This is a genomic window from Saonia flava (assembly GCF_011927795.1).
GTDB classification, from domain to species: domain Bacteria; phylum Bacteroidota; class Bacteroidia; order Flavobacteriales; family Flavobacteriaceae; genus Saonia; species Saonia flava.
The window spans coordinates 1,353,397-1,378,327 of sequence record NZ_JAATJJ010000001.1; the positions used below are offsets into that span (position 1 = coordinate 1,353,397).

Consider the following 24,931-nt stretch of genomic DNA (forward strand, 5'->3'; position numbering starts at 1 on the left):
ACCAATATTCCTCTGGGGATCGCCGACGGTGATGACGACACGACCTATACCGCTGGCACTGGACTGACCCTATCTGCCGGTAACGAGTTCGCACTAGATGCCGCAACAATAGTCGCGGACTGGGCCAACCTAACGGGAATCCCTGCCAATCTCGACCTTGACCAAACTGATGATTTCAACGGGGACTTTACCAATTTGACCAATATTCCTCTGGGGATCGCCGACGGTGATGACGACACGACCTATACCGCTGGCACTGGACTGACCCTATCTGCCGGTAACGAGTTCGCACTAGGAACAATATCAGGGGGACCCTCAGGTGTAATAGCCAATAACTCAATTACTCAAGGCGATATTGCAAATGGTGCAATTGGACCAGGAGAAATACAATCCGATGCTGTTTCTTCTGATGAAATTGAAGACGACAGTATTCTCAATGAAGATATAGCAGCAGGAGCAGCAATTGACGGCAGTAAGATATTGCCCAATTTTGTAGTTCAAATTGATGCAGCAGCTGGTTTAACTTCAGGAGCTGATATTTTAATGAATGGAAATGCTGTAATTCCCGACTATGTTTTCCAAAAATATTTTACTGGAAACTCAAGTTTAAAAGAAAGCTACAGTTTCCTTGATTTAGAAGAAATTGAAACTTTTATCAAAAAATACCATCATTTGCCTGGAATCAAATCTGCTGAAGAAGTCAAAAAAGAAGGTTTCTGGAATTTAAGCGAATCCAATATCCAAAACCTAGAAAAAATAGAGGAGCTCTTTCTTCATACCATAGAGCAGGAGAAAAAAATAAAAGCATTGCAGTCCAAAAATGAGACCCTAACCCAAGAATTGGATTCCATTAAAAAAGATTTGGCAGAAATAAAGGCCTTGTTAAAAAACAACAACTAATATGAAAAAGTATTTTTTTATACTCTTTTTCCTTTTGGTTTGTTCTACACACGCCCAAACTGCCCTATACAATAGTGGCAACATACAAATCCATGAAGAGGGGCAATTGGGGTTCCACACCCACCTCATCAACAATGCCCCCTTTGATGAAAATCTGGGGTTGGCAGGTTTTTATGGCAACACACCTATTGAGGTATCCGGTGCCTTTATGCCCATTTTTTATGATGTGGAAATGGCCAGCGTTGCGGGAGTAACCCTACATACAGTGGTTAGCGTGGCCAATAACTTTAATTTTATTACCGGTAACATATATACCCCAAGGATAGACAAAGCAATTTTCTTAAGTTTTCTGGAAAACTCGTTTTATAATGGGGAAAGTGACTTCTCCTATATAGATGGGTATGCAAATATTGCCAATAGTGATTTCTTTACCTTCCCTGTGGGTGATGATGGCCGGTTACGTCCTTTAACCTTAGAATCCAGCTCTATTAATCCGCTTGCAAAATGCGCCTATTTCTTTGAAGACCCCAACATTCCCCTATTTTTTGAAAATGGATTTAATACAGATATTTCTGAAACCAATTTTTTGAGCATCAGCACACAGGAATTTTGGCGATTGGAAGGCTCCCAATCTGTCAAAGCAACCCTTACCTGGGATGCCCTAAGCAGTGCTATTGTATTGGGAGAAACCTTGGAGGACCTTAAAGTGGTAGGATGGAGAAAATCCAGCAACAGCTGGGTAAACCTTGGCAATACCCGTGTAGAAGGTACCATGGAGGCTGGATCTATCACATCGGACACCTTTACACCTAACAATTATGAAATAATTACCCTTGGGGGCACCAATAATTTATACGAGACCCTAAATTCCTCCAAACTGGACAACTATTTTATGTCACCCAATGGGGATGGCGTAAACGATACCCTTATCATAGAAGAATTGGATCTTTCACCCAACAATACTCTTTCTATCTATACCCGTGCCGGGCTCAAGGTATTTGAAATGAAAAATTACACCAACGAGTTTAACGGCTTTTCCAACATAAATAATTTAGTCATTAATAGGGAGCAAGGACTCCCAGAAGGTATGTATTTCTATGTACTCACGTTAGATGATTTAGGGCTCAACTATCAAGGGTTCCTCTATTTGGATAGATAACCTATCCGTATTTTAATGACCATTCATATTGCAAAATACTTCTTAACTTTGGGGAAAACTTTTTCTAAAGAATTAGGATATAACAATATTGGCAATGTTTTTGATATTCCCAAGGTTGGAAAATATAATATCCAAAAAACAAACCAGATGAAGAGACGATCATTTATACATAAAAGCAGCTTTTTTGGCATGGCACTTACCACTATGCCTCATTCCATTTGGCCAACACAAGAAGAATATACCGTGGAAGAGCTTATGGGCAAAGCAGAAATTAAGTTGCATGGAGAGGGAATCAACTTAAGAAAAGAAGCCCATGATGCTTTTTTGGAAATGAAAAAAGCGGCCTATAGTGATGGCATTGATCTAAAAATAGTATCCAGTTTTAGGGATTTTTACAGACAAGAATCTATCTGGGAGAGAAAGTACAACCAATACACCGAGTCCGACAATATGGATCCTTTGGATGCCATTGACAAAATCATTGAATATTCCACCATTCCAGGTACTAGCCGTCATCATTGGGGTACCGACATTGATATTATTGATGGGTATAGAAAAACCACAGGGGATGTTTTAGTGCCAGAAAAGTTTGAAGAAGAAGGACCATTTGTGGCCTTTAAAAAATGGATGGACGAGAACTCAAGGAAATATGGGTTTTATTTGGTATACACCAATGAGCCCAAAAGAAAAGGATTTAAATATGAACCCTGGCATTATAGCTATGCCCCTATTTCCATTCCTATGCTTGCAGCTTATCGAAGCAAAAACATTCTACAATTAATACAAAAGGAAGAATTTTCCGGAAAAGAACATTTTACTGCAGGTTTTATAAGATCCTATATAAGAAATAATATTTTGGATATTAACCCAGAACTTTTATAGTCTTTTTTGTAAATTGAAAATCTCACTTAAACACTAAAACCATGAGAAGAGGTAGTTGGAAAATTCGCATTTTTATTGGCTTGGCCATCGTGGCCTTTGCCTTTATTCAACGCTGCAGCAATAAAGAAGAAAACCCGTATACAGGTAGGACCCAGACAATTAATATGAGTGCAGAGCAAGAAATTGCAATTGGTCTACAAAGCGCTCCAGAAATGGCACAACAGCATGGAGGGCTCTATCCGGACGAACGTTTGCAGGCTTTTGTGGATGCTGTGGGCCGCAAATTGGTACAAAGTAGCATTGCCAGGGAAACACCCTACCAATATGAATTTCATTTATTGGCAGACGATCAAACAATAAATGCATTTGCACTACCTGGAGGGCAGATATTTATTACCTATGCCCTATTTTCCCAATTAAACGAAGCCCAATTAGCAGGTGTTCTAGGACATGAAATTGGCCATGTAATTGGCAGACATTCTGCTGAACGTATTGCTGAAAGCAGTTTTTGGCAAACACTTACCATGGGTGCATCTGTTGGTGGTGACATGGGTGGTCTTGTTAGTGGAGTGGGCCAAAATACCTTATTAAAGAACGGAAGGGGCGATGAATTGGAAAGCGATGAACTTGGTGTGCTTTTTATGATTCAATCGCACTATAATCCCAACGAAATGATTGAGGTCATGAGAATCTTGAAAGCGGCAGCTGGACCCAATAGGACACCAGAGTTTCAGAGCACCCATCCGGACCCTGAAAACCGAATTGAAAAAATAAAAGAGGCAATCAACAAATATAAAGGACAATAGAACGATAAAATCCCAATATTTAACCTTTGCCAAATCTTAATTTGTTATATTTGATTCCCTCCAAATCTTAATATAAACAACCTTACATTTAGCCCTTATAGCTGTGGTCCGAACCGATTAAAGAGAACGCTATATGGGGACATTATTAAATTTTAGAAATCTATACGTAGATTCATTCAACGAATGCAAGCCAGGGTTTGCAGTAACAATCTTAAAAGCTTATTCCGTTTTTTGCGGTATTTTACTGGCAATGGCCGTATATGCATTTATGTATAGGGTTATTACAGGCTTTGATTTTTAATATCAAATTACTCTTTTACCTGAACACTATTTGAAGTAATTTAGAGGATAACAAAAACGCCATCGGTATTTCCAATGGCGTTTTTTGGTTGATGAATAAACGTATAGCTATTTTTTCTTGACAGTTTCCAATAAGGCCAAAACTTCATTGGCATTGGACATTTCAGCATATTTTTTAACTGTATATCCCTTGTCGCATTTGGTTTTTAAATTGGCACCATTCTCAATCAACAATTGTAAAATTTCTGCTCTATTGTAGCGTGCCGCAAATATTGCCGGTGTTTTGCCCAATGATTTTTGATTTACATCCTCCCCCAGGTCAATTAATTTTCTTACCGTATCAATATCACCTTTCATAATGGCTTTGCAAAATGAATTAATGTCAACGCTTGTTAAGCTAGTTAGGTTCTCGGTCACATTAGTGACATCTTCTTTGCTTTCGGCACAAATACCGGTAGCTGCCAACATAAATGCAGCAGTTACAGTTAAAATCGTTTTTTTCATGATGAATGAATTATAGTTTTTGATTATACAATAATAGACTCCAGCTATCTCAAAATGTTTCAGCATTAACAGTTAAATAACTTAATTTTAACATATTCACTTATCCTTCAGTTAAATTTTTAACAGAAATATAAAAACAATGTGAAACTTCATAAAAAGCCCAAGTAAATCTTAGCTATACTTATGAGATCGTTCTATTTTTGATGTTGGAACAAAGATGACACCAATGAACAAGAAAGTAATATTGATGATTTTGGATGGATGGGGAAAATCTCCAGACCCAAAAGTATCTGCAATAGATAATGCCCATACTCCTTTTATAGATTCACTTTATACAAAGTATCCAAATGCCTCTTTAAGAACAGATGGTCTGCATGTTGGTCTGCCTGAAGGTCAAATGGGAAATAGCGAAGTGGGCCATATGAACCTTGGTGCAGGACGTATAGTATACCAAGATTTGGCAAAAATAAATCTTGCTGTGGAAAATGATACTTTAAAAGATGAAAAAGTATTGATCGATGCCTTAAAGTATGCCACTGACAATGATAAGAACGTCCACTTTTTAGGGTTATTAAGTGATGGCGGAGTGCATTCACACACCAGTCACTTAAAGGGTTTTATAGATGCGGCCAATGCATCAGGAGTTAAAAATTCATACATTCATGCCTTTACTGATGGGCGTGACGTAGACCCAAAATCTGGAAAAGGATATGTTCAGGATATTGAAAATTATATTGCTAAAACCAATACTAAATTAGCTACAATTACTGGCCGATACTATGCAATGGATCGAGATAAGAGATGGGAACGGGTTAAGTTGGCATATGATGCATTGGTGAATGGTGTGGGAACCAAAACAAGTAACGCTACCGAAGCTATTCAGAAAAATTATGATGTGGACATCACTGATGAATTTTTAAAACCTTTAATTCTTACAAACGGAACCGATGAGCCCATTGCAACCATAGAAAAAGATGATGTGATTATCTTTTTCAATTTTAGAACGGATAGGGGGCGTGAGCTTACTGAAATGTTGAGTCAGAAAGATTTTCCAGAATACAACACCAAAAAATTGGACTTGTATTATGTTACCATTACAAATTACAGTGATGCTTTTCAAGGAATAAAAGTCATTTTTAACAAAGAAAACATTACCGAAACTTTGGGAGAAGTACTTGCCAAACATGGTAAAAAACAAATACGAATTGCGGAAACAGAGAAATATCCCCATGTTACCTTTTTCTTTTCTGGTGGACGAGAAGAGCCTTTTGAAGGGGAATCCCGTATACTAAAAAACTCTCCAAAAGTGGCTACCTATGATTTGCAACCAGAAATGAGTGCATATGAATTGCGTGATGCCTTGGTTGCCGAACTTAAAAAAGGTGAAGCTGATTTTGTATGTCTAAATTTTGCCAATGGAGATATGGTAGGCCATACAGGAGTAATGGAAGCAGCCATCAAAGCGTGTGAGGCTGTTGACGAGTGTGCAAAAGATGTTATTACAACTGGCTTGGAAAATGGCTATACAACACTCTTGATTGCCGATCATGGAAACTGCGAAACCATGGTTAATCCAGATGGAAGTCCGCACACAGCGCATACCACCAATCCCGTTCCAATTATTTTAATAGACAAAGATCTAAAGAAGATCAAAGGAGGTGTCCTAGGAGATGTGGCCCCAACAATTTTAAAATTAATTGGAATACCGCAACCTGAGGTCATGACACAAAAACCACTAATTTAAAAAGTATAAAAAACATCTATACCAATACCTATTTTAATCACTGAATTCAATAAAATCTTTTCTTTTATAGGATTCCTAGTATCTTTGCCCGTATGGTAAAAATCAAAACTTTAGAGGAAATAGAATTGATGCGTGAAAGCGCATTGGTGGTTTCCAAAACCTTGGGCATGTTGGCATCAGAAATTAAACCTGGGGTCAATGCCCTATACTTGGATAAGTTGGCTGAGGATTTTATACGGGAACAAGGTGCAGAGCCCGGTTTTTTGGGAATGTACGATTTCCCAAATACCTTAAATATGAGCCCCAATTCCCAAGTGGTTCATGGAATTCCTACTGCAGAACCCCTTAGAGAAGGCGATATTATTTCTGTTGATTGTGGTGCCCTAAAAAATGAATATTATGGAGACCATGCCTATACTTTTGAGGTTGGAGAAGTAGCTGCGGAAACCAAAAAACTTTTACAGGTCACCAAGGAATCCCTTTATATTGGAATTAGAGAGTTTAGAGCTGGGAATCGTGTGGGAGATGTAGGTTTTGCCATACAAAACTATTGTGAAAATCATGGGTATGGAGTTGTTAGAGAACTTGTCGGCCATGGTTTAGGAAAAAGTCTTCATGAAAAACCAGAGATGCCCAACTATGGAAAAAGAGGAAGGGGCAAAAAATTTGTGGACGGAATGGTAGTTGCCATAGAACCCATGATAAATATGGGGACCAAAAACATAAAACAGTTAAAAGATGGATGGACCATTCTTACCGCTGATGGAAAACCAAGTGCCCATTTTGAGCATAATGTTGCCCTTGTAAATGGCAAACCAGAACTGCTTTCCACATTTCAATATATTTATGAAGCCTTGGGTATTGAAAGTGATGAGGAAAATGAGTTTAGACAGAGTAAACTTCAATTATAAATTCCTGTCTTTACAGGAATGGCAAAATGAAAAAACTTTTTAAATACATCTTAAACATATTTCCACGACCCCTACTTATAAAATTAAGTTACTTGGCAAGACCTATTCTTGCATTATCATTGAAAGGGAAAAACTATACAGACCCTATTGATGGCAAACAATTTAAAAGCTTTCTTCCTTATGGATATGAAAGCCCCCGAGAAAATGTTCTCTCCCCTTCTACTCTATCATTGGAAAGGCACAGATTATTATGGTTGTTCCTTAATAAGGAAACTAATTTTTTTACAGGAAAACATAAAGTCCTCCATTTTGCTCCAGAACAGGCCTTTTTTAAACGTTTTAAAAAGCTGAAGAATATAGAATACATTACTACTGATTTGAACTCTCCTTTGGCAACCGTGAAAGCGGACATCTGTGATTTACCCTTTCTTGATAGTTCTTTTGATGTTATTTTATGCAACCATGTATTGGAACATATTCCCAATGACACTAAAGCTATGCAAGAACTATTTAGGGTATTAAAACCAGGAGGTTGGGGAATTTTTCAAATACCTCAAGATTTGGATAGAGAATCAACTTTTGAGGACAATACCATAACAGATAAAAAAGAGCGCGCCAAAGTATTTGGTCAATACGATCATGTCCGCATCTATGGTAGGGATTATTTTAACAAACTTAGAAGTATTGGTTTTAAAGTGGAAGAAGTAGATTACACCTCCAAATTATCGGCAAAAGAAATTAATGAATACCGATTGGCAAAAGGAGAAATTATTCCTTTGGTCAAAAAATAGTTATTTTACCACTAGATTTTCAAATCCCCTTGTCATAAATTCTGTAGTTTCTCCATTCTTATCCAAATAGATAATATAAGCATCCATACCTTGTTGTTTTACCAACAATTTTATGGAATCATCTAAATCCATTGCCATAAATGCCGTTGCAAAAGCATCTGCCTCCGCACAGGTATTGGCAATTACAGTAGCTCCCAATACATTGGAAGTCTTGGTGTAACCTGTTTTAGGATTAATGGTATGTACATACTTTTTTCCAGTAATGGAATCTATTCTGAACTTTCTGTAATTTCCGGAAGAAGCCAATGCCTTGTCCTTTAATTGAAGTAAAATTTTAGGTTCACTCCTATTTTCGCTCTGTGGGTCATCTACACCTATGGTCCATTTTTTCTCAGAAATTCTATTCTCTCCCTTGGCCACAATCTCTCCCCCAACTTCAATTAAATAATCGGTAATTCCCTTAGCATTTAGCATAGCGGCCAATCTATCAATGGCATATCCTTTTGCAATTGCATTAAAATCAAAGTAAATATTGGGTGATAATTTATGCACAGTGTTAGCCGAAGTAATACTTACTTTATCAAACCCTACATAATTTAAAAGGCTATCAACCCTAGCGCTATCCAATAGTATTTGATTCCCAGGCCCAAAACCCCAAGCGTTAACCAAGACACCCACTGTAGGGTCAAAATAACCATTGGTCCTCTCAAATACCTTATAAGAAAGCTCAAAAACATCCTTGAACATGGCATCCACTACTATCGTAGAATCTCCTTGGTTGATTTTTGAAATATCCGACTCTGGCAAATAAGTTGACATGGATTGGTTTACAACTGTAAAAACAGAATCTATTTCATTTTGAAAATCCAATTCCCGATCAGCTAAATATGTAATGTTGTAAGAGGTCCCTAAAGCAGACCCATAATTGGTATTTTTAGTAAGTCTATTACATGAAAACATGGAAATTAGAATTCCAAGCAACAGTATCTTCTTCATTCTTCTAAACTTCAATAAGTCCGTCATAGTCAACAATATAATCTTCATTTAAGTACACAGGTAAATATTCATCTTTAGCGTTGGACAAACCCACTCCAGCATAATAGGTTATGGCTTTGTACCCCACCGCATGTTGTTTTATTTTTTTCATCAAATTCGCATCATATACCCTTGGGTTTTGGTCATAAGCAACATTGCGTACCACAATAAAATAAACCTGCTTTTCTTTAATACATACAAATTGGGGATTTTTCTTTAGGGCGCTGTTTACGGCCATAAATTCATATCCCTGAGCTTCCAATTCCCGACCCACAATATTCATTGCCAAATTATGCAATTCTTGCTCAGTTAATTCTTTCATCGGTTATAACATTAAAAAAAACCGATATTCATAAAATATCGGTTTATTATTTAGACTCCTACCTTCGTAGAAATTATAATTCTTAATATATCCTATTAACCACCAAAGTCATCAAAACGGATATGTTCATCTGGGATTCCAAAATCCTCTCCCATTTTTTGCACAGCTTTGTTCATTAATGGAGGACCACAGAAATATAATTCAATATCTTCTGGTGATTCATGATGATTTAAATAATTATCTATAACACAATTATGTATAAATCCAACAAAACCATCACCTGGAGCATCTATGCTTTCCTTTACCTTCCAGTTATCCTCGGGTAAGGGCTCGGAAAGAGCTAGGTAAAAATTAAAGTTTGAAAATTCTTTTTCCAATTGATAAAAATGGTCCAAATAGAACAATTCTCTTTTAGAACGACCACCATACCAATAGGTCACCTTTCTTCCGGTTTTTAATGTTTTGAACAAATGGTATAAATGCGAGCGCATTGGTGCCATACCAGCACCACCTCCAACATAAAGCATTTCTGAATCCGATTCGTTGATAAAGAATTCACCATAAGGCCCAGATATAACACAGTCATCACCTGGCTTTAAATTAAAGATGTAAGAAGAAGCAACACCAGGATTTACATCCATCCAACCATTTTTAGCTCTATCCCATGGTGGTGTAGCAATACGTACATTCAACATAATTTCTCTACCTTCTGCAGGATAAGAGGCCATTGAATACGCTCTTTCTACAGTTTCAGGATTTTTCATTACTAATGGCCATAAATTAAATTTATCCCATTCTGCTTGAAATTTATCTGGAGTTTCATGTTCCTCGGGGTGCGCTGTGATATCAATATCGGCATATTTAACCTCACATTCAGGAATTTCAATCTGAATATAACCACCAGCCTTATATGGCATATCCTCTGGTATTTCTACAACAAATTCTTTGATAAAAGAGGCTACATTATAGTTACGAACTACTTTTGCCGGCCATTTTTTAATACCAAAAACTTCCTCTGGAATGGTAATCTCCATGTCCTGTTTCACTTTAACCTGACAAGCTAAACGGGCTCCATGATTTAATTCTTTTTTAGAGAAGTGGGGAGTTTCTGTTGGAAGAGCTTCTCCCCCACCAGATAAAACATGACACTCACATTGAATACATGTTCCACCACCACCACATGCAGAAGGCAAAAATACTTTTTGATTCCCCAAAGTGGTCAACAATGAACTACCTGAAGCTACTTCTATTTTTTTCTCTCCATTAATGGTAATGGTTACGGGCCCCGAAGGAGATAATTTTTGTTTAGTAAATAACAACAAGGCAACTAAAGCCATAAGCAGTATTAAAAAAGATACTACAGTGATCAATATTGTTCCACCTGTACTTGCAACTAACATCATACTATTTTCTTATTATGTTGTTATAAGAGACTTCTTCTTTATTGTTTTCTATCTCTTCCTTAATTTCTTTTTCCTTATTTTCTTCAATTACCTTTACAGTGGTAGTTTCCTCTTCAGCAGGTGCCTCATCGCTACCACCTGTTAACATACCACCAAAACTCTGAAAACCAATACCCATTAATCCTGTTATAATAAATGTGATTCCCAATCCCCTTAGTGGGGCGGGTACATTGGAATACCTTATTTTCTCACGAATGGCAGCAATGGCCAAAATGGCCAAAAACCAACCAATACCAGAACTTACTCCATAATTAAAGGCCAAACCTAAAGTTTCGATCTCTCTAGCTTGCATAAAAAGAGAACCTCCTAAAATAGCACAGTTTACGGCTATTAAGGGTAAAAATATCCCCAATGAATTATACAACGAGGGAGAAAATTTTTCTACAACAATTTCCACCAATTGCACCATAGTCGCAATGGTTGCAATAAAAAGAATAAAAGAAAGGAAGCTTAAATTATAATCAGCATATTCAGGGCCCAACCAAGCCAAGGCTCCGTCTTGCAATAAATATTTATCCAACAACCAGTTTAAAGGAACGGTAACGGCCAATACAAAGATTACCGCAGCACCTAATCCTACCGCTGTTGCAACTTTTTTGGAAACAGCCAAATAAGAGCACATTCCCAAGAAAACAGCAAACACCATGTTATCTATAAAAATGGACTTAAAAAATAATTCTATATGTTCTAACATAATCTTCTACTTAAATTCTATGTTTAGTTTTCTTCTACTAATGCAGGATTTCTTGAACGCTGTACCCAAATAATTATACCTACCACAATTAAAGCGGCTGGTGGTATAATCATAAATCCATTGTTCTCATAACCTGTAGCGTATAATCCTGTTTTTGCGATAGGGTCTCCTAATACAGGTATTCCAAATAAGGTTCCAGAACCCAATAATTCTCTAAAAAAACCAACAATTATTAGAATAACACCGTAACCCAAAGAGTTCCCAATACCATCCAAAAATGAACGCCATGGTCCATTTGCCAAAGCAAATGCTTCAAAGCGCCCCATGATAATACAGTTGGTGATAATCAATCCCACAAAAACAGCGAGGGTTTTACTCAATTCATAGGCAAAAGCCTTTAGTACTTGATCAACAATGATAACCAATGTTGCCACTACGATGAGCTGAACAATAATTCTGATTTTTGATGGGATAATATTTCTCATTAAAGAAATTACCACATTACCAGCCCCTAATACAAACATTACTGAAATTGCCATTACCACAGATGCTTTTAGTTCCGCAGTAATTGCCAAGGCTGAGCAAATACCCAATACCTGTATAGTAATAGGGTTGTTATCCGCTAGTGGATCTAAAATTAGACTGGTATCTTTTTTTGAAAGTAGTCCCATAATTACTTAACTCTAATAGTTTCTAAATAGTCTTTATACAAATTAACGCTCTCCTTAATCATAGCAGAGACACCATTACCCGTAATGGTAGCTCCCGCCAATGCATCTACTTCATTGTCGTCTTTTGTTTTATTTAACGGATCATTATTTCCTTTTGCCACTGAAATACCAGCGTAGCGCGTACCATCCAATATGGTTTCGCCAGCAAAATCATCCATAAAATATCTCATCTTAATATTTGCACCCAATCCAGGTGTTTCACCTTTATGGTCAAAATAAACCCCTTGCACAGTCATGGTATCATCAAGAGCAACAAAACCCCATATAGCGTCCCATAGTCCCTTCCCGTACATAGGAATAATATAAAACTTCTTATTGTCCTTCTCTCCTATAAAAAGGGGAAGTTTATATGCTTCGCCTTTCTTTTTGGCAGCTAACTGTTTTTTAAGATCAATTAGGTAGGCTTCTTTATCTGACGTAGTTTTATCCCCTTCTATTACTAACTGTTCTTTTATATAACTGGTAAATTCACTTTCCACCTTATCCGTAGGGATAAAATTTACACTGCCTGTATCATCACCATTCTCATTTACACCCATGGCGTAAAGAATATTCTGCTGCTTCTCAAACCTTTCATTCTCCGCAATATTCGGTCGAAGAGCGGAAGCCAAAAAGGCAAGGATTGAACCTACTATTACAACCATAACGGCTGCAAAAATAACGGTATAACTATTTTTATCTGTATTGATTGCCATAACTAAACTGTTTCTGCTTGAAGTTCTGCAGTTTTCCCATCTGTATCTTTAGGAATAATTACTGCGTTTTCTAATCTCTTTAATCTGCGTTTTATATTACTACGCACCACATAGTGATCAATTGTTGGTGCAAAAACATTCATTAACAATATTGCCAAGAACACTCCTTCTGGGTACGCTGGATTAAATACTCGAATCATTACTGATAAGAAACCAATAAAGAAACCATAGAACCATTTACCTCGATTTGTTTGTGCACCTGTAACAGGATCCGTAGCCATATATACAATACCAAAAGCTAATCCACCCACTAATAGATGCTTCCAAAAATCAAAATTCATTAAGCCATAGAATTTGCTAGTCTCTGTTATCCAACCCAATTCTACAACTTGGTTAAAAACGAGCCCCATAAATAATGAACCCAAAACAGCGCTTAACATAATTCTCCAACTGGCTATTTTACTAAATATTAAGAAAAGACCTCCTAATAATATTAATAATGTTGGTGTTTCACCAACCGAACCAGGAATAAATCCGAAAAACATATCCGAAACAGTATAACTCATTTCAGCACCTTTGTTCTGAGCTAAAAAACCAAGAATTGTTTCACCTGAAAAAGCATCAACATTGGTTGCCCCTGCAAGAATCTCTTCTGACCTTTCTCTAGCACCATGCACCCATACCTTATCCCCACTCATCCATGTAGGGTATGCAAAGAACAAGAAAGCTCTTATAGTAAGTGCTGGGTTTAAGATATTCATTCCTGTACCCCCAAACACTTCTTTACCGATTACAACACCAAAAACAACAGCTACTGCAAGCATCCAAAGTGGGGTATCTATAGGAACAATAAGCGGAACCAAAATACCGGTAACCAAATACCCCTCCTCTACTTCATGCCCCTTAATTACCGCAAAAATAAATTCCACCAATAATCCAACTCCATAGGACACAGCCAACAAGGGAAGTACTTTAACTATCCCAATCCAGAAATTATCCCAAGTAAGAAAATGTTCCATTACTGAAAAATCCTCTGGAAAACCATTAATGGCCGAAAAATGCTGATACCCTGCATTAAACATTGAAAACAACAATACTGGCACCAAAGCCATAATTACTGTATTCATTGTACGTTTTAAGTCATCAGCAGCCCTTACATGAGAACCCGAATGGGTTGTCTCATCTGGAGTGTACAAGAAGGTATGAAAAGCATTAATGGCCGGAGCCATTTTTTTGCCCTTATACTTCATCTTCAAGTCATGCATTTTACTTTTTAAGCTCATCTCTTATCCTATTTCTTTTTGTAATAAATCTAGTCCTTCACGAATGATCTGTTGATGCGGTTGCTTGGATACACAAACGAATTCTGTAAGCGAAAAATCTTCTGGAGCCACTTCATACAAGCCCAACTGTTCCATTTCATCTAAGTCCTTATACATACAAGCTTTTAATAATTGCATGGGAAAGATATCCAATGGAAAAACTTTTTCATATTGCCCTGTAAGCACAAAAGCTCTATGCTCTCCATTAGTATTGGTATTTAAATCAAACTTCTTACTGGGCATCATCCAAGAGAAGGTCATGGCTCTTGTTGCCGATATTTTGTTAAAAATAGGCTTGTTCCATCCAAATAAATCATAATCATCACCTTCGGGTATAGCAGAAACAGTATTGTTATAAAACCCTAAAAAACCATCTTGGCTACTTTTAGAACCTGTTAAAACATCACCATTTATAACCCTAAATTTATTATCATTTACTCCACTTGCATATAAAAAGGTAGAAGTTTCCGCCCCAATTTTTGTTTTGTAATATTTTGGTTGCTTTATCGATGAGCCAACCAATGCTATAGTACGTTCAGCATTAAATTTACCAGTCATCAAAAGCTCGCCAATAATTACTAAATCTTGCGGCGCCAAAGTCCAAACCTTCTCTCCTTTATTAATAGGGTCTATCTTATTTATCTGAGTACCCACCAAACCTGCAGGATGTGGCCCAGAAACTTTATGAAGCACCAATCCGTTTAAGCCCTCAAAAGGCGAGTTGGACGATCCCCCAATAGAAACATGAACTTTCCCGGGAGTTAATTTACCCAATGCCGTGATAGCTACTTGAAGTTCCTTTTCTTTTCCTTGCAATACGTAGTCCGCTTCAGCGGCCAAAGGAGCCGTAGTATATGCAGAAACAAATATTGCCTTAGGAGTGTCATTGGGATCAGCAATAATATCATATGGCCTTTGTTTGATAAATGGCCAACAGCCAGATTTCAACAACAGTGCCATAATTTCTCTTGCAGATGCCTTTTCCACATCTATCTTTTTGTGCTCTAGTGAACTCTGTTCCTTATCAGCTAGAATTTTCAAAGTAAGAACTTTTCTCCTTGCACCTCTTTCAATCTCAACCAACTCACCACTAACTGGGGACACAAAAAGCATATCCTCATTGTTTTTGCTATAAAAAAGCGCCTCTCCAGCTTTCACCTCTCCACCCTGTTTTACCAGCATCTTAGGAGTGATTCCATGAAAATCCAAAAGATTTATTGAGTATGCGTTGCTTAATACGGCTTTAGAAGTAGTCTGTTCAGCGGCTCCAACAAGGTTAATGTTCAAGCCTTTTTTAATCCGAATGTCTTTAGACATATTTTGTAGACCTTAAATTATCAAAATTTGCTGCAAATCTAATACTTAATCAAAAGTTTTCATAATAATTAACTAGAAAAATGGGCATTAAAACGAGGATACTATTTTAGGTACGCTTTTTGTTTAACTTTGCCAAAAAAAGGATTAAATGCCTATAAAACTTAAACAAATCTTCGTTTTCCTATTTGTCCTGCCCATGTTTTCACAGGTACAAGAAGAAGTAAATGCACCCTTAAATATTAAATCAATTGTTTTTAAAGGGCCAACGGAAGATCAATTTCCCATTGTGCAACTGGGCGAACCCATTACTTTAGAATTTGATGATCTTTTGGCGCAAGAACAGGATTATTACTACAAAATTGTACATTGCAATTATGATTGGACACCTTCATCCCTATTAAAATCACAATATATAAATGGTGTAGACAATCAACGTATTATTAATTATGAAAATAGTTACAATACGCTACAGGCCTATTCCAATTATCAACTTACCATTCCCAACAACAATACTAAATTAAAAGTGAGTGGCAACTATGTCCTAGAAATATATAATAACAGCTATGAGCTTCAGTTTTCGAGAAGGTTTATTGTTTACAAGGATGTTGCCAAGGTAGGAGCAGAAATAAAAAGATCAAGGGATTTTACATTTCTTAATGAAAAACAAGTGGTTCACTTTACTATAAATCCTGTTGGGATTCAGTTGGTAAACCCAAAAAGAGAAGTTAAAGTTGCCATTATACAAAATTATCATTGGCCAACCACACTTTATAACATTGCTCCCCAATATACCATTGGAAGGCAATTGGTATATAAATATGACCAAGAGACCAGTTTCTATGGAGGGAATGAATTTTTGAATTTTGACACCAGTGACCTTCGCGCCCCTAGCGCGGCTATCTCTAGAATAGAATACAAAGAATTGTACCACCATATATTATTTTCCGATAGGGCACGTGCAGATAGACCATATACTTATTTTCCTGATATTAATGGAGATTTTGTAATTAGAACGCTTCAGGGGAATGACAACTCTCGAGAGGCCGAATACACCCAAGTACATTTTAGCTTACCCTATACGCCAGAAATTGGACTGGATGAAGTCTATGTTTTTGGAAAATACAACAATTATGACCTGAATGATGAAAATAAAATGACCTATAATGAAGAATCTGGTTATATGGAAGCAATGATTAAAATAAAACAGGGCTTCAACAACTATAAATATGTGGTTAAAAATGGGGATGGTATTATAGATTTGAATTCCATTGGCGGCAATTTTCATTTTACGGAAAACAATTACACCATAATAGTATATTACAGAAATTTTGGAGACCTTTATGATAGTGCAATAGGAATAGGCTCTGCAAACTCAAGAGATATTAGTAATTAGCCTATATTTACTTCCTAAGGAAGATGGACAACAAACCAACCATACTGACCAAAGGGAGATACAATCTTAAATATCGGGGAACCCTGTGTTTAAATTGTGATCATCCTTTAGATATGAGCGACAAATATTGCCCCAGTTGCTCACAGGCCAACAGTACCAAAAAGTTAACTCTTAAGGATTTTTTTGATGAATTTTTTAGCAGTTTAATATCCTATGATTCCAAACTTTTAAAAACATTATCTGCCCTTGTTTTAAAACCTGGAAGAATTACCCGTGATTATATTAATGGAAAAAGAACATCTTACACCAATCCGTTTCGTTTTTTATTAAGTCTTGCCATTGTCTATTTTTTAATGGTAAACTATACTGGAGATTTTGAAAAACTAAATGAAACAATGGGTAATGATGAAAAAACAAATCAAAAAGTTGGCGCTATCAATTTCAATTTTAATGAAGCCATGGAACAGGAAAAAGAAGCAAAGGCAGCTTTGGACTCCTTGGGTCTAACAGAAACCATTAGCAAGGGGATTGAAAAAGGCATTGAAGAAGCCTCCAAAAAAGACTCGATCATCTTGGCCGACCCCACCGCGCATTTTAGTGTCATAAAAAGCAAATCTGGCTTGGAAAGATATTTTGACAAACACGAATTTTTTAATCTCTTGCTCAACGAAGATGTAGTATCTAATTTTGACGAGGTCAAGGAAAAATATGATATAGAAGACTCCGTTGAAAATAGAAACATATTTAATATGGCCGTCAATATAGAAAAGGCGAAAACAGAACCAGGAACCTTTTTAAGCTACATTGTTTCTAAACTCCCATTTACTATATTCTTCTTTTTACCGGTCTTTGCATTGTTCATTTGGTTGGTTTATATCAGAAAAAAATACAATTATACCGATCATCTTATCTTTAGTTTCCACAATCAATCATTGTTGTTTATCTTGCTCATTATTAGTTTTTTAATAGATACCTTGTTTAAGGTGAGCAGTTCTGGGATTTTTCTTTTGATATTTTCCATTTATCTATATAAAGCTATGAGAAAATTTTATGGACAAGGAAGATTTAAAACTATTGTTAAATATATGTTCCTTAACTCTATTTTCTTTATTTTAGCAACTGTTACTGTGCTCCTATTGATAACGGGAAGCGTGTTAACATTTTGAGATTAAAAAAATATGATCACACAAGTAACAAAAGGCATAAAAATATCTGTGGATACTAGTTTTGAAGGCACTTTCTTCAAAAACTATAAAATGCACTTTGCCTTTGGTTACACCATCACCATAGAAAATCAAAGTAAGGATTCCGTACAACTTACATCTCGTCACTGGCGCATCTATGATGCTTTGAACGAAATGGAAATTGTTGATGGGGAGGGAGTTATTGGCAAAAAACCCGTTATAAAACCTGGCGAATCCCACACTTATAGTTCTGGATGCCTTTTAGGCTCACCCATTGGGGCCATGAGAGGTCATTACAATATGGTAAATTTTAGCTCTACTGAAAAATTTAGAGTCTATATACCCACCTTTAAGTTCAGCGCCCCTTTTGCTTTGAACTAGTCTTTTATTTCTCTTTCTTTTATTTTAAAACCCTTTGAGGTTTCATTACCTTTATCCCGACTAATTATAAAAAACAATTTTATCATGGGAAAAGGATTTTTTCAGGTACCTACAGCATATAACGAACCTATTAAAAGCTATGCTCCCGGCACACCGGAAAGAGACGCCGTTCTTAAGCAATATAAAGCTTATTATAATGGAAATGAGGATGTTCCACTTTATATTGGTGGGCAAGAAATACGTACGGACAAGACAAGAACAATGTCCCCTCCCCATGATCACAAACATCTTGTAGGCAAATACCATTTAGCTGAAAAGACCCACGTAGAACTTGCTATTGCAACAGCTTTAGAGTCCAGAGAAGCTTGGGCCAACTTGGCATGGGAGCAACGAGCCGCCATTTTTATGAAAGCTGCAGAACTAATTGCCGGACCTTACCGAGCTAAAATCAATGCGGCCACCATGATTGCACAGTCCAAGACCATTCACCAAGCAGAAATAGATGCCGCCTGTGAATTTATAGATTTTCTAAGGTTTAATGTAGAATTCATGTCACAGATTTATGAAGAACAGCCTGATTCTGCAGAAGGTATATGGAACCGTGTGGAATACCGTCCCTTAGAAGGCTTCATCTATGCCATAACTCCTTTTAATTTCACTGCCATTGCAGGAAATTTACCTGCAAGTGCGGCAATGATGGGAAATGTAGTAGTATGGAAACCTAGTGACCACCAAGTCTTTTCTGCAAAAGTAATTGTAGATGTATTTAAAGAGGCTGGCCTACCAGATGGTGTTATCAACGTTATTTATGGAGACCCAGTAATGATTACCGAAACTGTATTGGCAAGTCCAGATTTTGCTGGCATCCATTTTACGGGATCCACCTATGTATTTAAAGAGCTTTGGAAGCAAATTGGCACAAATATACACACCTATAAAACATACCCAAGAATTGTTGGGGAAACTGGGGGTAAGGATTTTATCGTAGCTCATCCCTCTGCCAAGCCAAAACAAGTAGCTACTGCCATAACCAGAGGTGCTTTTGAATTCCAAGGGCAAAAATGCAGCGCTGCATCCAGAGTTTATTTACCAAAATCCACAGCTAATGAAATATTGGAATTGGTAAAAGCAGATATCAAATCTTTTAATAAACCTGGCTCTCCAGAGGATATGGGCAATTTCATTACAGCTGTAATCCACGAAGGTTCTTTTGATAAATTGGCAAAATATATAGATCAAGCTAAAAAGGATGAAAATGTGGAAGTGATTGCTGGTGGTGAGTATAACAAATCCAAGGGGTACTTTATAGAGCCTACAGTATTGCTGACTACTGATCCAAGATATACTACTATGGAAACCGAACTTTTTGGTCCCGTAGTCACCATCTATATATATGAGGATAAAGATTGGGGCAAAACTCTAAAATTAGTGGACACAACCTCCGAATATGCATTAACAGGCGCTGTACTTTCCACTGACCGCTATGCCATTGATGAAGCAACCAAAGCTTTGCAAAATAGTGCTGGAAACTTTTACATAAATGACAAACCCACGGGAGCTGTAGTTGGGCAACAACCCTTTGGGGGCGCCAGAGCTTCTGGAACAAATGACAAAGCAGGTTCTGCACAGAATTTGTTACGTTGGGTATCTCCTAGATTAATTAAAGAAACCTTGGTCACACCAGAAAATTATAGGTATCCTTTTTTAGGGGAATAGTTTCTAAAATAGAACATTTTGAAAATTTCTTCTAAGTATTCTTTACTTTTAAAGTTCTTTCCAAGAGAATTCAAGGCAAGGGCATTTTCTTCATTGAAATAACCAAATTAATTTCCGTTTGTCGGAAATATTACGACTTGTCGGTTTTGTGTTATTTCAATGTCGGAAATGTTATAAAATTTGCCGTTTTTGTGCCAGTCACAGAATAATACCCCCCACTACCTTTGCCCTCGAATTTTAAACTTTTAAAAATTAGTCTTATGAAAAAAATTGTATTAACCAGTTTAATATTGGCTCTAAATGCAACCATGGCCATGGCTTCTAATTCCATGAATACGCCCAAACAAGAATTGCGCAAACAAGTAATGGAATTATTAGATAGCCCAAACATTGAATTTAAAAGTGAATTGATTGAAGCAAAAATCACCTTTACCCTTAACAGAAAAAGAGAAATTGTGATCCTTTCAATTGACACCGAAAATTCCGCATTGGATAGTTATATTAAAAGAAAATTAAACTATAAAAAGGTTCTTTTAAATGATATAGCTGTCGGAAATAAGTTTACAGTAAATTTTAAGATAGAAAAAGTTGATATATAATAGTATCACTGAGTTAAGATTTTATATAAAACCTTAATAAATTCCTAAAGTTTAAGGATTTTTACAATCTACATGTTAATTTATTACTTTTAACACGACCTATTCTGGGTATTATTAATCCTAACCCTATAAAAAATGAGAATTCTATTATCTTTTCTAATGTTTATGTCCGTTTTTGCCCTTAAAGCTCAGGACAATGTTGTACAATCTACTTTGCAGGGCACCTTGGCCTACAACCAAGGACAAGTAGTTTCCTTGGCAGAGGCTTTTTCTGAGGATCAATATGATTGGAGACCTTCCGAAGGTGTTCGTTCTGTTGGAGAGTCCCTATTACACATTGCTGGAGGAAATTATTACCTAGCATCTAAAATGGGTTTTGCGCCACCAGCAGATGTTGACATGATGAATATTGAAAAAATCGAGGGCAAAGAAAATATCATTGCTACCTTGAAAAAATCAAATGAATTTGTTCTCAAGAACATAATGCTAATTGAAAGCGATAAATTTGGAGAAGAAATTGATTTTGGTTTTGCCAAAATGAGTGCTTTATCGGGCCTTCTTACCATTTTAGAACATAATGGTGAGCATAAAGGCGGATTAATTGCTTACGCCCGATCCAATGGGGTTGTTCCTCCTTGGAGCAAATAACGACTAAGAAAATGCGTATACAGTAAAAAAGGTGCCATATTATGGCACCTTTTTTTGTTTTTAGAAATAGCAACTATTAATACTCTAAATCCTCCTAAGTCCCTATATACTTAACTTTATTTCATTTTTTCTTCGATAACCAGCAAAGGCAATGTTATCTTCAATGTAAATTTAATGTTAATTAATTGTAAATTAAAAGATAAAAAACATACCTTTGTTTCTAACAAAAGACAGAAAGAACATGAAAAGGCATATATTTTTTATAAAATTTAAAGCATATTTAAGTGCAGTGTACTACCATATTTGGTCATATTTAAAAATTTATGCCAAAAAATACAGGACAGCTTACTATAGAAGTTTAACGCTTTAGTCCTTTTTAAATTTAACAGGTAGATAGACAACTTTTTTAGTCTCAAAAAAGTCTTCTTTAAAATAATTGGGCAAATCAAATATTTGTGCGGTTCGGTAATCCTTTAATTCTTCAGATAAATCCCCTCCCTTTAAGTACAGAATTCCATTTTTTCTTTCGTGTACAGATTCTTTTTTGATTTTTCCTTTTGTCCAATGCACAAAAGTAGGCATGGCGGCAACCGCCCTGCTCACAATAAAATCAAATTGAGGCTTTAATTCCTCGACCCTTCCATGAATAGTTGTTACATTTGATAATTGCAAACCGGCCACAACTTCATCTACCACCTTTATTTTTTTTCCAATGGCATCTATTAAAGTAAAATGGGTTTCTGGAAATACTATGGCCAAAGGTATACCAGGAAAACCACCACCAGTACCAACATCCAAAACAGATGTGCCCGGGTTAAACTTATGTATTTTGGCAATTCCTAAAGAATGCAGAACATGACGTAGGTATAATTCATCTATATCCTTTCTGGAAACTACATTTATTTTTTGATTCCAGTCTTTGTATAGTTCTTCCAGTTTTAAAAACTGATCCTGTTGTAATTTTGTTAAATCTGGAAAATAGTTAAAAATTATGTCCGCTTTCATTGATATTGCCGTAATTTTGTAAAAATACTACTTTAGTATTGTTTAGCGTTATTATCTTATAAAAGGATATCCAAAAAAAATTAATACATTCATAAAAATATATTACATATGGAAAAAGGGCCTATCCGATTTTCTAGAAAAGATTCAACCCAATTCTTTAAAACACTTAATCAAAGAGTAAATACCTATTTCAAGGAAAACCAAGTAAAAAAAACAGGGAACTGGAAATTACATTTAAAGACCATAGTAATGTTCTCAATGTTTTTAGCTCCTTACTTTTTAATTTTAACATTAAACCTTCCTGTATGGGCGTACCTATTGTTAACAGTAGTCATGGGAGTAGGAATGGCCGGTGTTGGCATGAACGTAATGCACGATGGAAATCATGGTTCTTATTCCAACAAAAAGTGGATTAATAAATTGATGGGAGGAAGTATCTATATTCTTGCTGGCAATGTATACAATTGGCAAGTACAACATAATGTCTTACACCACACATACACGAATATCCATAACCATGATGAGGATTTGGAAGCAGGTCGAATTCTTAGATTCTCCAAGCATGCTGAATGGCGAAAACATCACAAGTTTCAACATTTTTATTCTGTTTTCCTATATGGTTTATTAACTTTTAATTGGGCAATTACAACAGATTTTCAACAGATGTACCGGTACATGAAGCGTAAATTGTCCTATGGAAAACTACCAAACAAAGTAACCAATTGGAGCACCTTGGTCATTACCAAAATACTATATATCTCAATTTGGATAGTACTTCCTTTAATTTTTGTTGATATAGCATGGTGGAAAATACTTTTAGGTTTCTTTATCATGCATTATGTTGCCGGAGTTATTTTAAGTGTAGTTTTTCAATTGGCACATGTTGTTGATGATGCTGAAACTCCATTGCCGGATGAAAGTGGTACCATGAAGAACACTTGGGCCATACATCAATTGCTTACAACCGTAAATTTTGGCACTAAAAATAGAATTGTAAACTGGTTTACTGGTGGGCTTAACCACCAAGTGGAACATCATATATTCCCCCACATTAGCCATATACATTACACAAAAATCTCCAAAATTGTGAAACAAACGGCCAAAGAGTTTAATTTGCCTTATAACGAATATAAAACTACAAGAAAAGCCATAATTTCGCACTTCAAACATTTAAAAGAGTTGGGTAAAAATCCAGCTTTACAGTACTAGCAAATTATTCAACTTATGAGTAACCAATTATCAGATAGGATTAATAGCCTAACACCTTCTGCTACCCTAGAAATGGCAGCAAAGGCACGAGAATTAAGGGCTTCAGGAAAAGACATTATTGGTTTAAGTTTAGGGGAGCCGGATTTTAAAACTCCCGATTATATTAAGGATGCAGCTATTGAAGCGATTAATCAAGGCTATAATTCCTATACGCCAGTTGATGGTTACGTGGAGCTTAAAAATGCCATTATCACAAAGTTTAAAAGGGATAACAACATCACCTATGATCCTTCACAAATTGTAGTTTCGACCGGTGCCAAGCAGGCACTTTATAACCTGGCCCAAGTTTGTTTAAACAAAGGAGATGAAGTGATTTTACCTTGCCCTTATTGGGTAAGCTATAGTGATATAGTTAAATTGGCAGATGGTGTTCCTGTGGAAGTTGCAACCTCCATTGACACGGATTTTAAGATGACTCCAGAACAATTGGAAGCAGCCATAACACCAAAGACAAAAATGCTTTGGTACAGCTCTCCTTGTAATCCCAGTGGATCTATTTATAGCAAAAAAGAATTACGTGCATTGGCAGACGTTCTTCAAAAATACCCTCAAATTATTGTTGTTAGCGATGAAATTTATGAGCATATTAACTATGGCGTTACAGAACATGCATCCATGGGAGCTTTTGAGGATATGGCTGATAGAACTGTAACTGTAAATGGTGTTGCTAAAGCATTTGCCATGACCGGATGGAGAATTGGGTACATTGGTGCTCCCACATATATTGCTAGAGCATGTAATAAACTACAAGGACAAGTGACCAGTGGAGCCAATTGTATTGCCCAAAGAGCAGTTATTACTGCTTTGTTAGAATCCCCAACCCGTATAAAGTATATGGTAGATGAATTCAAAGAAAGACGTAAACTGATTTTAGGTTTACTAAATGATATTGAAGGTTTTAAATGTAATGAGCCAGAAGGTGCATTTTATGTATATCCAGATGTGACTCATTTTTTTGGAAAAACATTGAATGGCACTACAATCAATAATGCTTCAGATTTTGCAATGTATTTATTGGAAAAAGCCAATGTGGCTACTGTGACCGGTGATGCCTTTGGAAATGGTAATTGCATCCGTATTTCATATGCCGCATCAGAAAAAGAAATAAAGGAAGCTATTTCTAGAATAAAAGCAGTAGTTTAAAAAATAAATAAAATAGT

Annotated in this window: 25 protein-coding genes and 1 pseudogene; 16 read left to right on the forward strand and 10 right to left on the reverse strand. The window is 36.4% G+C overall.

The features are described from left to right. From GGR42_RS06000 to GGR42_RS06020, 5 genes and pseudogenes are all read left to right on the forward strand, one after another. A pseudogene (locus tag GGR42_RS06000) lies at window positions 1-900 on the forward strand (TMF family protein); the annotation flags it as partial. A gap of 1 nt (window position 901) precedes the next feature. Next, window positions 902-2,059 carry a gliding motility-associated C-terminal domain-containing protein gene (locus GGR42_RS06005; protein WP_167961885.1) on the forward strand — a complete coding sequence of 386 codons (1,158 nt, stop codon included), beginning with the start codon at window positions 902-904 and terminating at the stop codon, window positions 2,057-2,059. A gap of 147 nt (window positions 2,060-2,206) precedes the next feature. Then, on the forward strand, window positions 2,207-2,941 hold the full coding sequence (locus GGR42_RS06010; protein WP_167964383.1) for a M15 family metallopeptidase: 735 nt from the start codon (window positions 2,207-2,209) through the stop codon (window positions 2,939-2,941). Window positions 2,942-2,982: 41 nt separating this feature from the next. Then, window positions 2,983-3,747 (forward strand): M48 family metalloprotease, encoded by a 765-nt coding sequence (locus tag GGR42_RS06015; RefSeq protein WP_167961887.1) that lies wholly within the window; start codon window positions 2,983-2,985, stop codon window positions 3,745-3,747. Window positions 3,748-3,880: 133 nt separating this feature from the next. Continuing rightward, entirely contained in the window at window positions 3,881-4,048 is a 168-nt protein-coding gene (locus tag GGR42_RS06020; RefSeq protein WP_167961889.1) for a DUF6747 family protein, read from the forward strand. Between the two features lie 107 nt (window positions 4,049-4,155). On the opposite strand, the gene GGR42_RS06025 is transcribed toward GGR42_RS06020, so the two are convergent. After that, the gene (locus tag GGR42_RS06025) at window positions 4,156-4,551 is read right to left on the reverse strand and encodes an ankyrin repeat domain-containing protein (RefSeq protein WP_167961891.1); all 396 of its coding nucleotides are present in this window, start codon (window positions 4,549-4,551) and stop codon (window positions 4,156-4,158) included. Between the two features lie 226 nt (window positions 4,552-4,777). Here GGR42_RS06025 and gpmI point away from each other — a divergent pair, with 226 nt between their 5' ends. The 3 genes from gpmI (at window position 4,778) to GGR42_RS06040 (ending at window position 7,997) form a co-directional block, all read left to right on the forward strand. Further along, a complete protein-coding gene (gpmI, locus tag GGR42_RS06030; protein WP_167961893.1) occupies window positions 4,778-6,295 on the forward strand; it encodes a 2,3-bisphosphoglycerate-independent phosphoglycerate mutase in 1,518 nt (505 codons plus the stop codon). A 92-nt stretch (window positions 6,296-6,387) separates the two neighbouring features. After that, entirely contained in the window at window positions 6,388-7,206 is an 819-nt protein-coding gene (map, locus tag GGR42_RS06035) for a type I methionyl aminopeptidase (RefSeq protein WP_167961895.1), read from the forward strand. Window positions 7,207-7,232: 26 nt separating this feature from the next. After that, a complete protein-coding gene (locus tag GGR42_RS06040) occupies window positions 7,233-7,997 on the forward strand; it encodes a class I SAM-dependent methyltransferase (RefSeq protein ID WP_167961897.1) in 765 nt (254 codons plus the stop codon). Here GGR42_RS06040 and GGR42_RS06045 read toward each other — a convergent pair whose 3' ends face one another. The 8 genes from GGR42_RS06045 to GGR42_RS06080 all read right to left on the reverse strand — a co-directional run bounded on the left by GGR42_RS06045 (window position 7,998) and on the right by GGR42_RS06080 (window position 15,576). Continuing rightward, window positions 7,998-8,993: an FAD:protein FMN transferase gene (locus GGR42_RS06045; protein WP_245201402.1), complete on the reverse strand. Its 996-nt coding sequence runs from the start codon at window positions 8,991-8,993 to the stop codon at window positions 7,998-8,000. Window positions 8,994-8,997: 4 nt separating this feature from the next. Then, the gene (locus GGR42_RS06050) at window positions 8,998-9,354 is read right to left on the reverse strand and encodes a glycosyltransferase family 1 protein (protein ID WP_167961899.1); all 357 of its coding nucleotides are present in this window, start codon (window positions 9,352-9,354) and stop codon (window positions 8,998-9,000) included. A gap of 95 nt (window positions 9,355-9,449) precedes the next feature. Next, window positions 9,450-10,757, reverse strand: coding sequence for an NADH:ubiquinone reductase (Na(+)-transporting) subunit F (gene nqrF, locus GGR42_RS06055; protein WP_167961901.1), 1,308 nt, complete (start codon window positions 10,755-10,757; stop codon window positions 9,450-9,452). A gap of 1 nt (window position 10,758) precedes the next feature. Then, window positions 10,759-11,511, reverse strand: coding sequence for an NADH:ubiquinone reductase (Na(+)-transporting) subunit E (gene nqrE, locus GGR42_RS06060; RefSeq protein ID WP_167961903.1), 753 nt, complete (start codon window positions 11,509-11,511; stop codon window positions 10,759-10,761). 23 nt (window positions 11,512-11,534) lie between these two features. Continuing rightward, the gene (locus tag GGR42_RS06065) at window positions 11,535-12,182 is read right to left on the reverse strand and encodes an NADH:ubiquinone reductase (Na(+)-transporting) subunit D (protein ID WP_167961905.1); all 648 of its coding nucleotides are present in this window, start codon (window positions 12,180-12,182) and stop codon (window positions 11,535-11,537) included. Window positions 12,183-12,184: 2 nt separating this feature from the next. After that, window positions 12,185-12,937 carry a Na(+)-translocating NADH-quinone reductase subunit C gene (locus GGR42_RS06070; protein WP_167961907.1) on the reverse strand — a complete coding sequence of 251 codons (753 nt, stop codon included), beginning with the start codon at window positions 12,935-12,937 and terminating at the stop codon, window positions 12,185-12,187. A gap of 2 nt (window positions 12,938-12,939) precedes the next feature. After that, the gene (locus GGR42_RS06075; protein ID WP_167961909.1) at window positions 12,940-14,220 is read right to left on the reverse strand and encodes an NADH:ubiquinone reductase (Na(+)-transporting) subunit B; all 1,281 of its coding nucleotides are present in this window, start codon (window positions 14,218-14,220) and stop codon (window positions 12,940-12,942) included. Window positions 14,221-14,223: 3 nt separating this feature from the next. After that, window positions 14,224-15,576: a Na(+)-translocating NADH-quinone reductase subunit A gene (locus tag GGR42_RS06080; protein ID WP_167961911.1), complete on the reverse strand. Its 1,353-nt coding sequence runs from the start codon at window positions 15,574-15,576 to the stop codon at window positions 14,224-14,226. A 148-nt stretch (window positions 15,577-15,724) separates the two neighbouring features. Between GGR42_RS06080 and GGR42_RS06085 the strand changes: the two genes are divergently transcribed. The 6 genes from GGR42_RS06085 to GGR42_RS06110 all read left to right on the forward strand — a co-directional run bounded on the left by GGR42_RS06085 (window position 15,725) and on the right by GGR42_RS06110 (window position 21,497). Further along, window positions 15,725-16,969, forward strand: a complete 1,245-nt coding sequence (locus GGR42_RS06085; RefSeq protein WP_245201403.1) for a type IX secretion system plug protein — start codon at window positions 15,725-15,727, stop codon at window positions 16,967-16,969. Between the two features lie 113 nt (window positions 16,970-17,082). Further along, the gene (locus GGR42_RS06090; RefSeq protein WP_245201404.1) at window positions 17,083-18,135 is read left to right on the forward strand and encodes a DUF3667 domain-containing protein; all 1,053 of its coding nucleotides are present in this window, start codon (window positions 17,083-17,085) and stop codon (window positions 18,133-18,135) included. Between the two features lie 12 nt (window positions 18,136-18,147). Then, window positions 18,148-18,534 (forward strand): Co2+/Mg2+ efflux protein ApaG, encoded by a 387-nt coding sequence (gene apaG / locus GGR42_RS06095; protein ID WP_167961915.1) that lies wholly within the window; start codon window positions 18,148-18,150, stop codon window positions 18,532-18,534. Window positions 18,535-18,618: 84 nt separating this feature from the next. Continuing rightward, on the forward strand, window positions 18,619-20,250 hold the full coding sequence (pruA, locus tag GGR42_RS06100; RefSeq protein WP_167961917.1) for an L-glutamate gamma-semialdehyde dehydrogenase: 1,632 nt from the start codon (window positions 18,619-18,621) through the stop codon (window positions 20,248-20,250). Between the two features lie 260 nt (window positions 20,251-20,510). Next, complete coding sequence (locus GGR42_RS06105; protein WP_167961919.1) at window positions 20,511-20,849, forward strand: hypothetical protein; 339 nt, start codon at window positions 20,511-20,513, stop codon at window positions 20,847-20,849. 135 nt (window positions 20,850-20,984) lie between these two features. Then, complete coding sequence (locus GGR42_RS06110) at window positions 20,985-21,497, forward strand: DinB family protein (RefSeq protein WP_167961921.1); 513 nt, start codon at window positions 20,985-20,987, stop codon at window positions 21,495-21,497. A 366-nt stretch (window positions 21,498-21,863) separates the two neighbouring features. Here the strand turns inward: GGR42_RS06110 and rsmG are convergent, their stop codons facing one another. Then, window positions 21,864-22,502 carry a 16S rRNA (guanine(527)-N(7))-methyltransferase RsmG gene (gene rsmG, locus GGR42_RS06115; RefSeq protein WP_167961923.1) on the reverse strand — a complete coding sequence of 213 codons (639 nt, stop codon included), beginning with the start codon at window positions 22,500-22,502 and terminating at the stop codon, window positions 21,864-21,866. Between the two features lie 108 nt (window positions 22,503-22,610). Between rsmG and GGR42_RS06120 the strand changes: the two genes are divergently transcribed. Next, window positions 22,611-23,711 carry a fatty acid desaturase family protein gene (locus GGR42_RS06120; protein ID WP_167961925.1) on the forward strand — a complete coding sequence of 367 codons (1,101 nt, stop codon included), beginning with the start codon at window positions 22,611-22,613 and terminating at the stop codon, window positions 23,709-23,711. A gap of 15 nt (window positions 23,712-23,726) precedes the next feature. Continuing rightward, window positions 23,727-24,914: a pyridoxal phosphate-dependent aminotransferase gene (locus tag GGR42_RS06125; protein ID WP_167961927.1), complete on the forward strand. Its 1,188-nt coding sequence runs from the start codon at window positions 23,727-23,729 to the stop codon at window positions 24,912-24,914. Window positions 24,915-24,931: the final 17 nt, after the last annotated feature.

Excerpts from the sequence above, each read along its gene's own strand:
- GGR42_RS06005 (WP_167961885.1), top strand. The coding sequence starts at position 902 with ATGAAAAAGTATTTTTTTATACTCTTTTTCCTTTTGGTTTGTTCTACA.
- GGR42_RS06010 (WP_167964383.1), top strand. The coding sequence starts at position 2,207 with ATGAAGAGACGATCATTTATACATAAAAGCAGCTTTTTTGGCATGGCA.
- GGR42_RS06015 (WP_167961887.1), top strand. The coding sequence starts at position 2,983 with ATGAGAAGAGGTAGTTGGAAAATTCGCATTTTTATTGGCTTGGCCATC.
- GGR42_RS06020 (WP_167961889.1), top strand. The coding sequence starts at position 3,881 with ATGGGGACATTATTAAATTTTAGAAATCTATACGTAGATTCATTCAAC.
- GGR42_RS06025 (WP_167961891.1), bottom strand. The coding sequence starts at position 4,551 with ATGAAAAAAACGATTTTAACTGTAACTGCTGCATTTATGTTGGCAGCT.
- gpmI (WP_167961893.1), top strand. The coding sequence starts at position 4,778 with ATGAACAAGAAAGTAATATTGATGATTTTGGATGGATGGGGAAAATCT.
- map (WP_167961895.1), top strand. The coding sequence starts at position 6,388 with ATGGTAAAAATCAAAACTTTAGAGGAAATAGAATTGATGCGTGAAAGC.
- GGR42_RS06040 (WP_167961897.1), top strand. The coding sequence starts at position 7,233 with ATGAAAAAACTTTTTAAATACATCTTAAACATATTTCCACGACCCCTA.
- GGR42_RS06045 (WP_245201402.1), bottom strand. The coding sequence starts at position 8,993 with ATGAAGAAGATACTGTTGCTTGGAATTCTAATTTCCATGTTTTCATGT.
- GGR42_RS06050 (WP_167961899.1), bottom strand. The coding sequence starts at position 9,354 with ATGAAAGAATTAACTGAGCAAGAATTGCATAATTTGGCAATGAATATT.
- nqrF (WP_167961901.1), bottom strand. The coding sequence starts at position 10,757 with ATGATGTTAGTTGCAAGTACAGGTGGAACAATATTGATCACTGTAGTA.
- nqrE (WP_167961903.1), bottom strand. The coding sequence starts at position 11,511 with ATGTTAGAACATATAGAATTATTTTTTAAGTCCATTTTTATAGATAAC.
- GGR42_RS06065 (WP_167961905.1), bottom strand. The coding sequence starts at position 12,182 with ATGGGACTACTTTCAAAAAAAGATACCAGTCTAATTTTAGATCCACTA.
- GGR42_RS06070 (WP_167961907.1), bottom strand. The coding sequence starts at position 12,937 with ATGGCAATCAATACAGATAAAAATAGTTATACCGTTATTTTTGCAGCC.
- GGR42_RS06075 (WP_167961909.1), bottom strand. The coding sequence starts at position 14,220 with ATGAGCTTAAAAAGTAAAATGCATGACTTGAAGATGAAGTATAAGGGC.
- GGR42_RS06080 (WP_167961911.1), bottom strand. The coding sequence starts at position 15,576 with ATGTCTAAAGACATTCGGATTAAAAAAGGCTTGAACATTAACCTTGTT.
- GGR42_RS06085 (WP_245201403.1), top strand. The coding sequence starts at position 15,725 with ATGCCTATAAAACTTAAACAAATCTTCGTTTTCCTATTTGTCCTGCCC.
- GGR42_RS06090 (WP_245201404.1), top strand. The coding sequence starts at position 17,083 with ATGAGCGACAAATATTGCCCCAGTTGCTCACAGGCCAACAGTACCAAA.
- apaG (WP_167961915.1), top strand. The coding sequence starts at position 18,148 with ATGATCACACAAGTAACAAAAGGCATAAAAATATCTGTGGATACTAGT.
- pruA (WP_167961917.1), top strand. The coding sequence starts at position 18,619 with ATGGGAAAAGGATTTTTTCAGGTACCTACAGCATATAACGAACCTATT.
- GGR42_RS06105 (WP_167961919.1), top strand. The coding sequence starts at position 20,511 with ATGAAAAAAATTGTATTAACCAGTTTAATATTGGCTCTAAATGCAACC.
- GGR42_RS06110 (WP_167961921.1), top strand. The coding sequence starts at position 20,985 with ATGAGAATTCTATTATCTTTTCTAATGTTTATGTCCGTTTTTGCCCTT.
- rsmG (WP_167961923.1), bottom strand. The coding sequence starts at position 22,502 with ATGAAAGCGGACATAATTTTTAACTATTTTCCAGATTTAACAAAATTA.
- GGR42_RS06120 (WP_167961925.1), top strand. The coding sequence starts at position 22,611 with ATGGAAAAAGGGCCTATCCGATTTTCTAGAAAAGATTCAACCCAATTC.
- GGR42_RS06125 (WP_167961927.1), top strand. The coding sequence starts at position 23,727 with ATGAGTAACCAATTATCAGATAGGATTAATAGCCTAACACCTTCTGCT.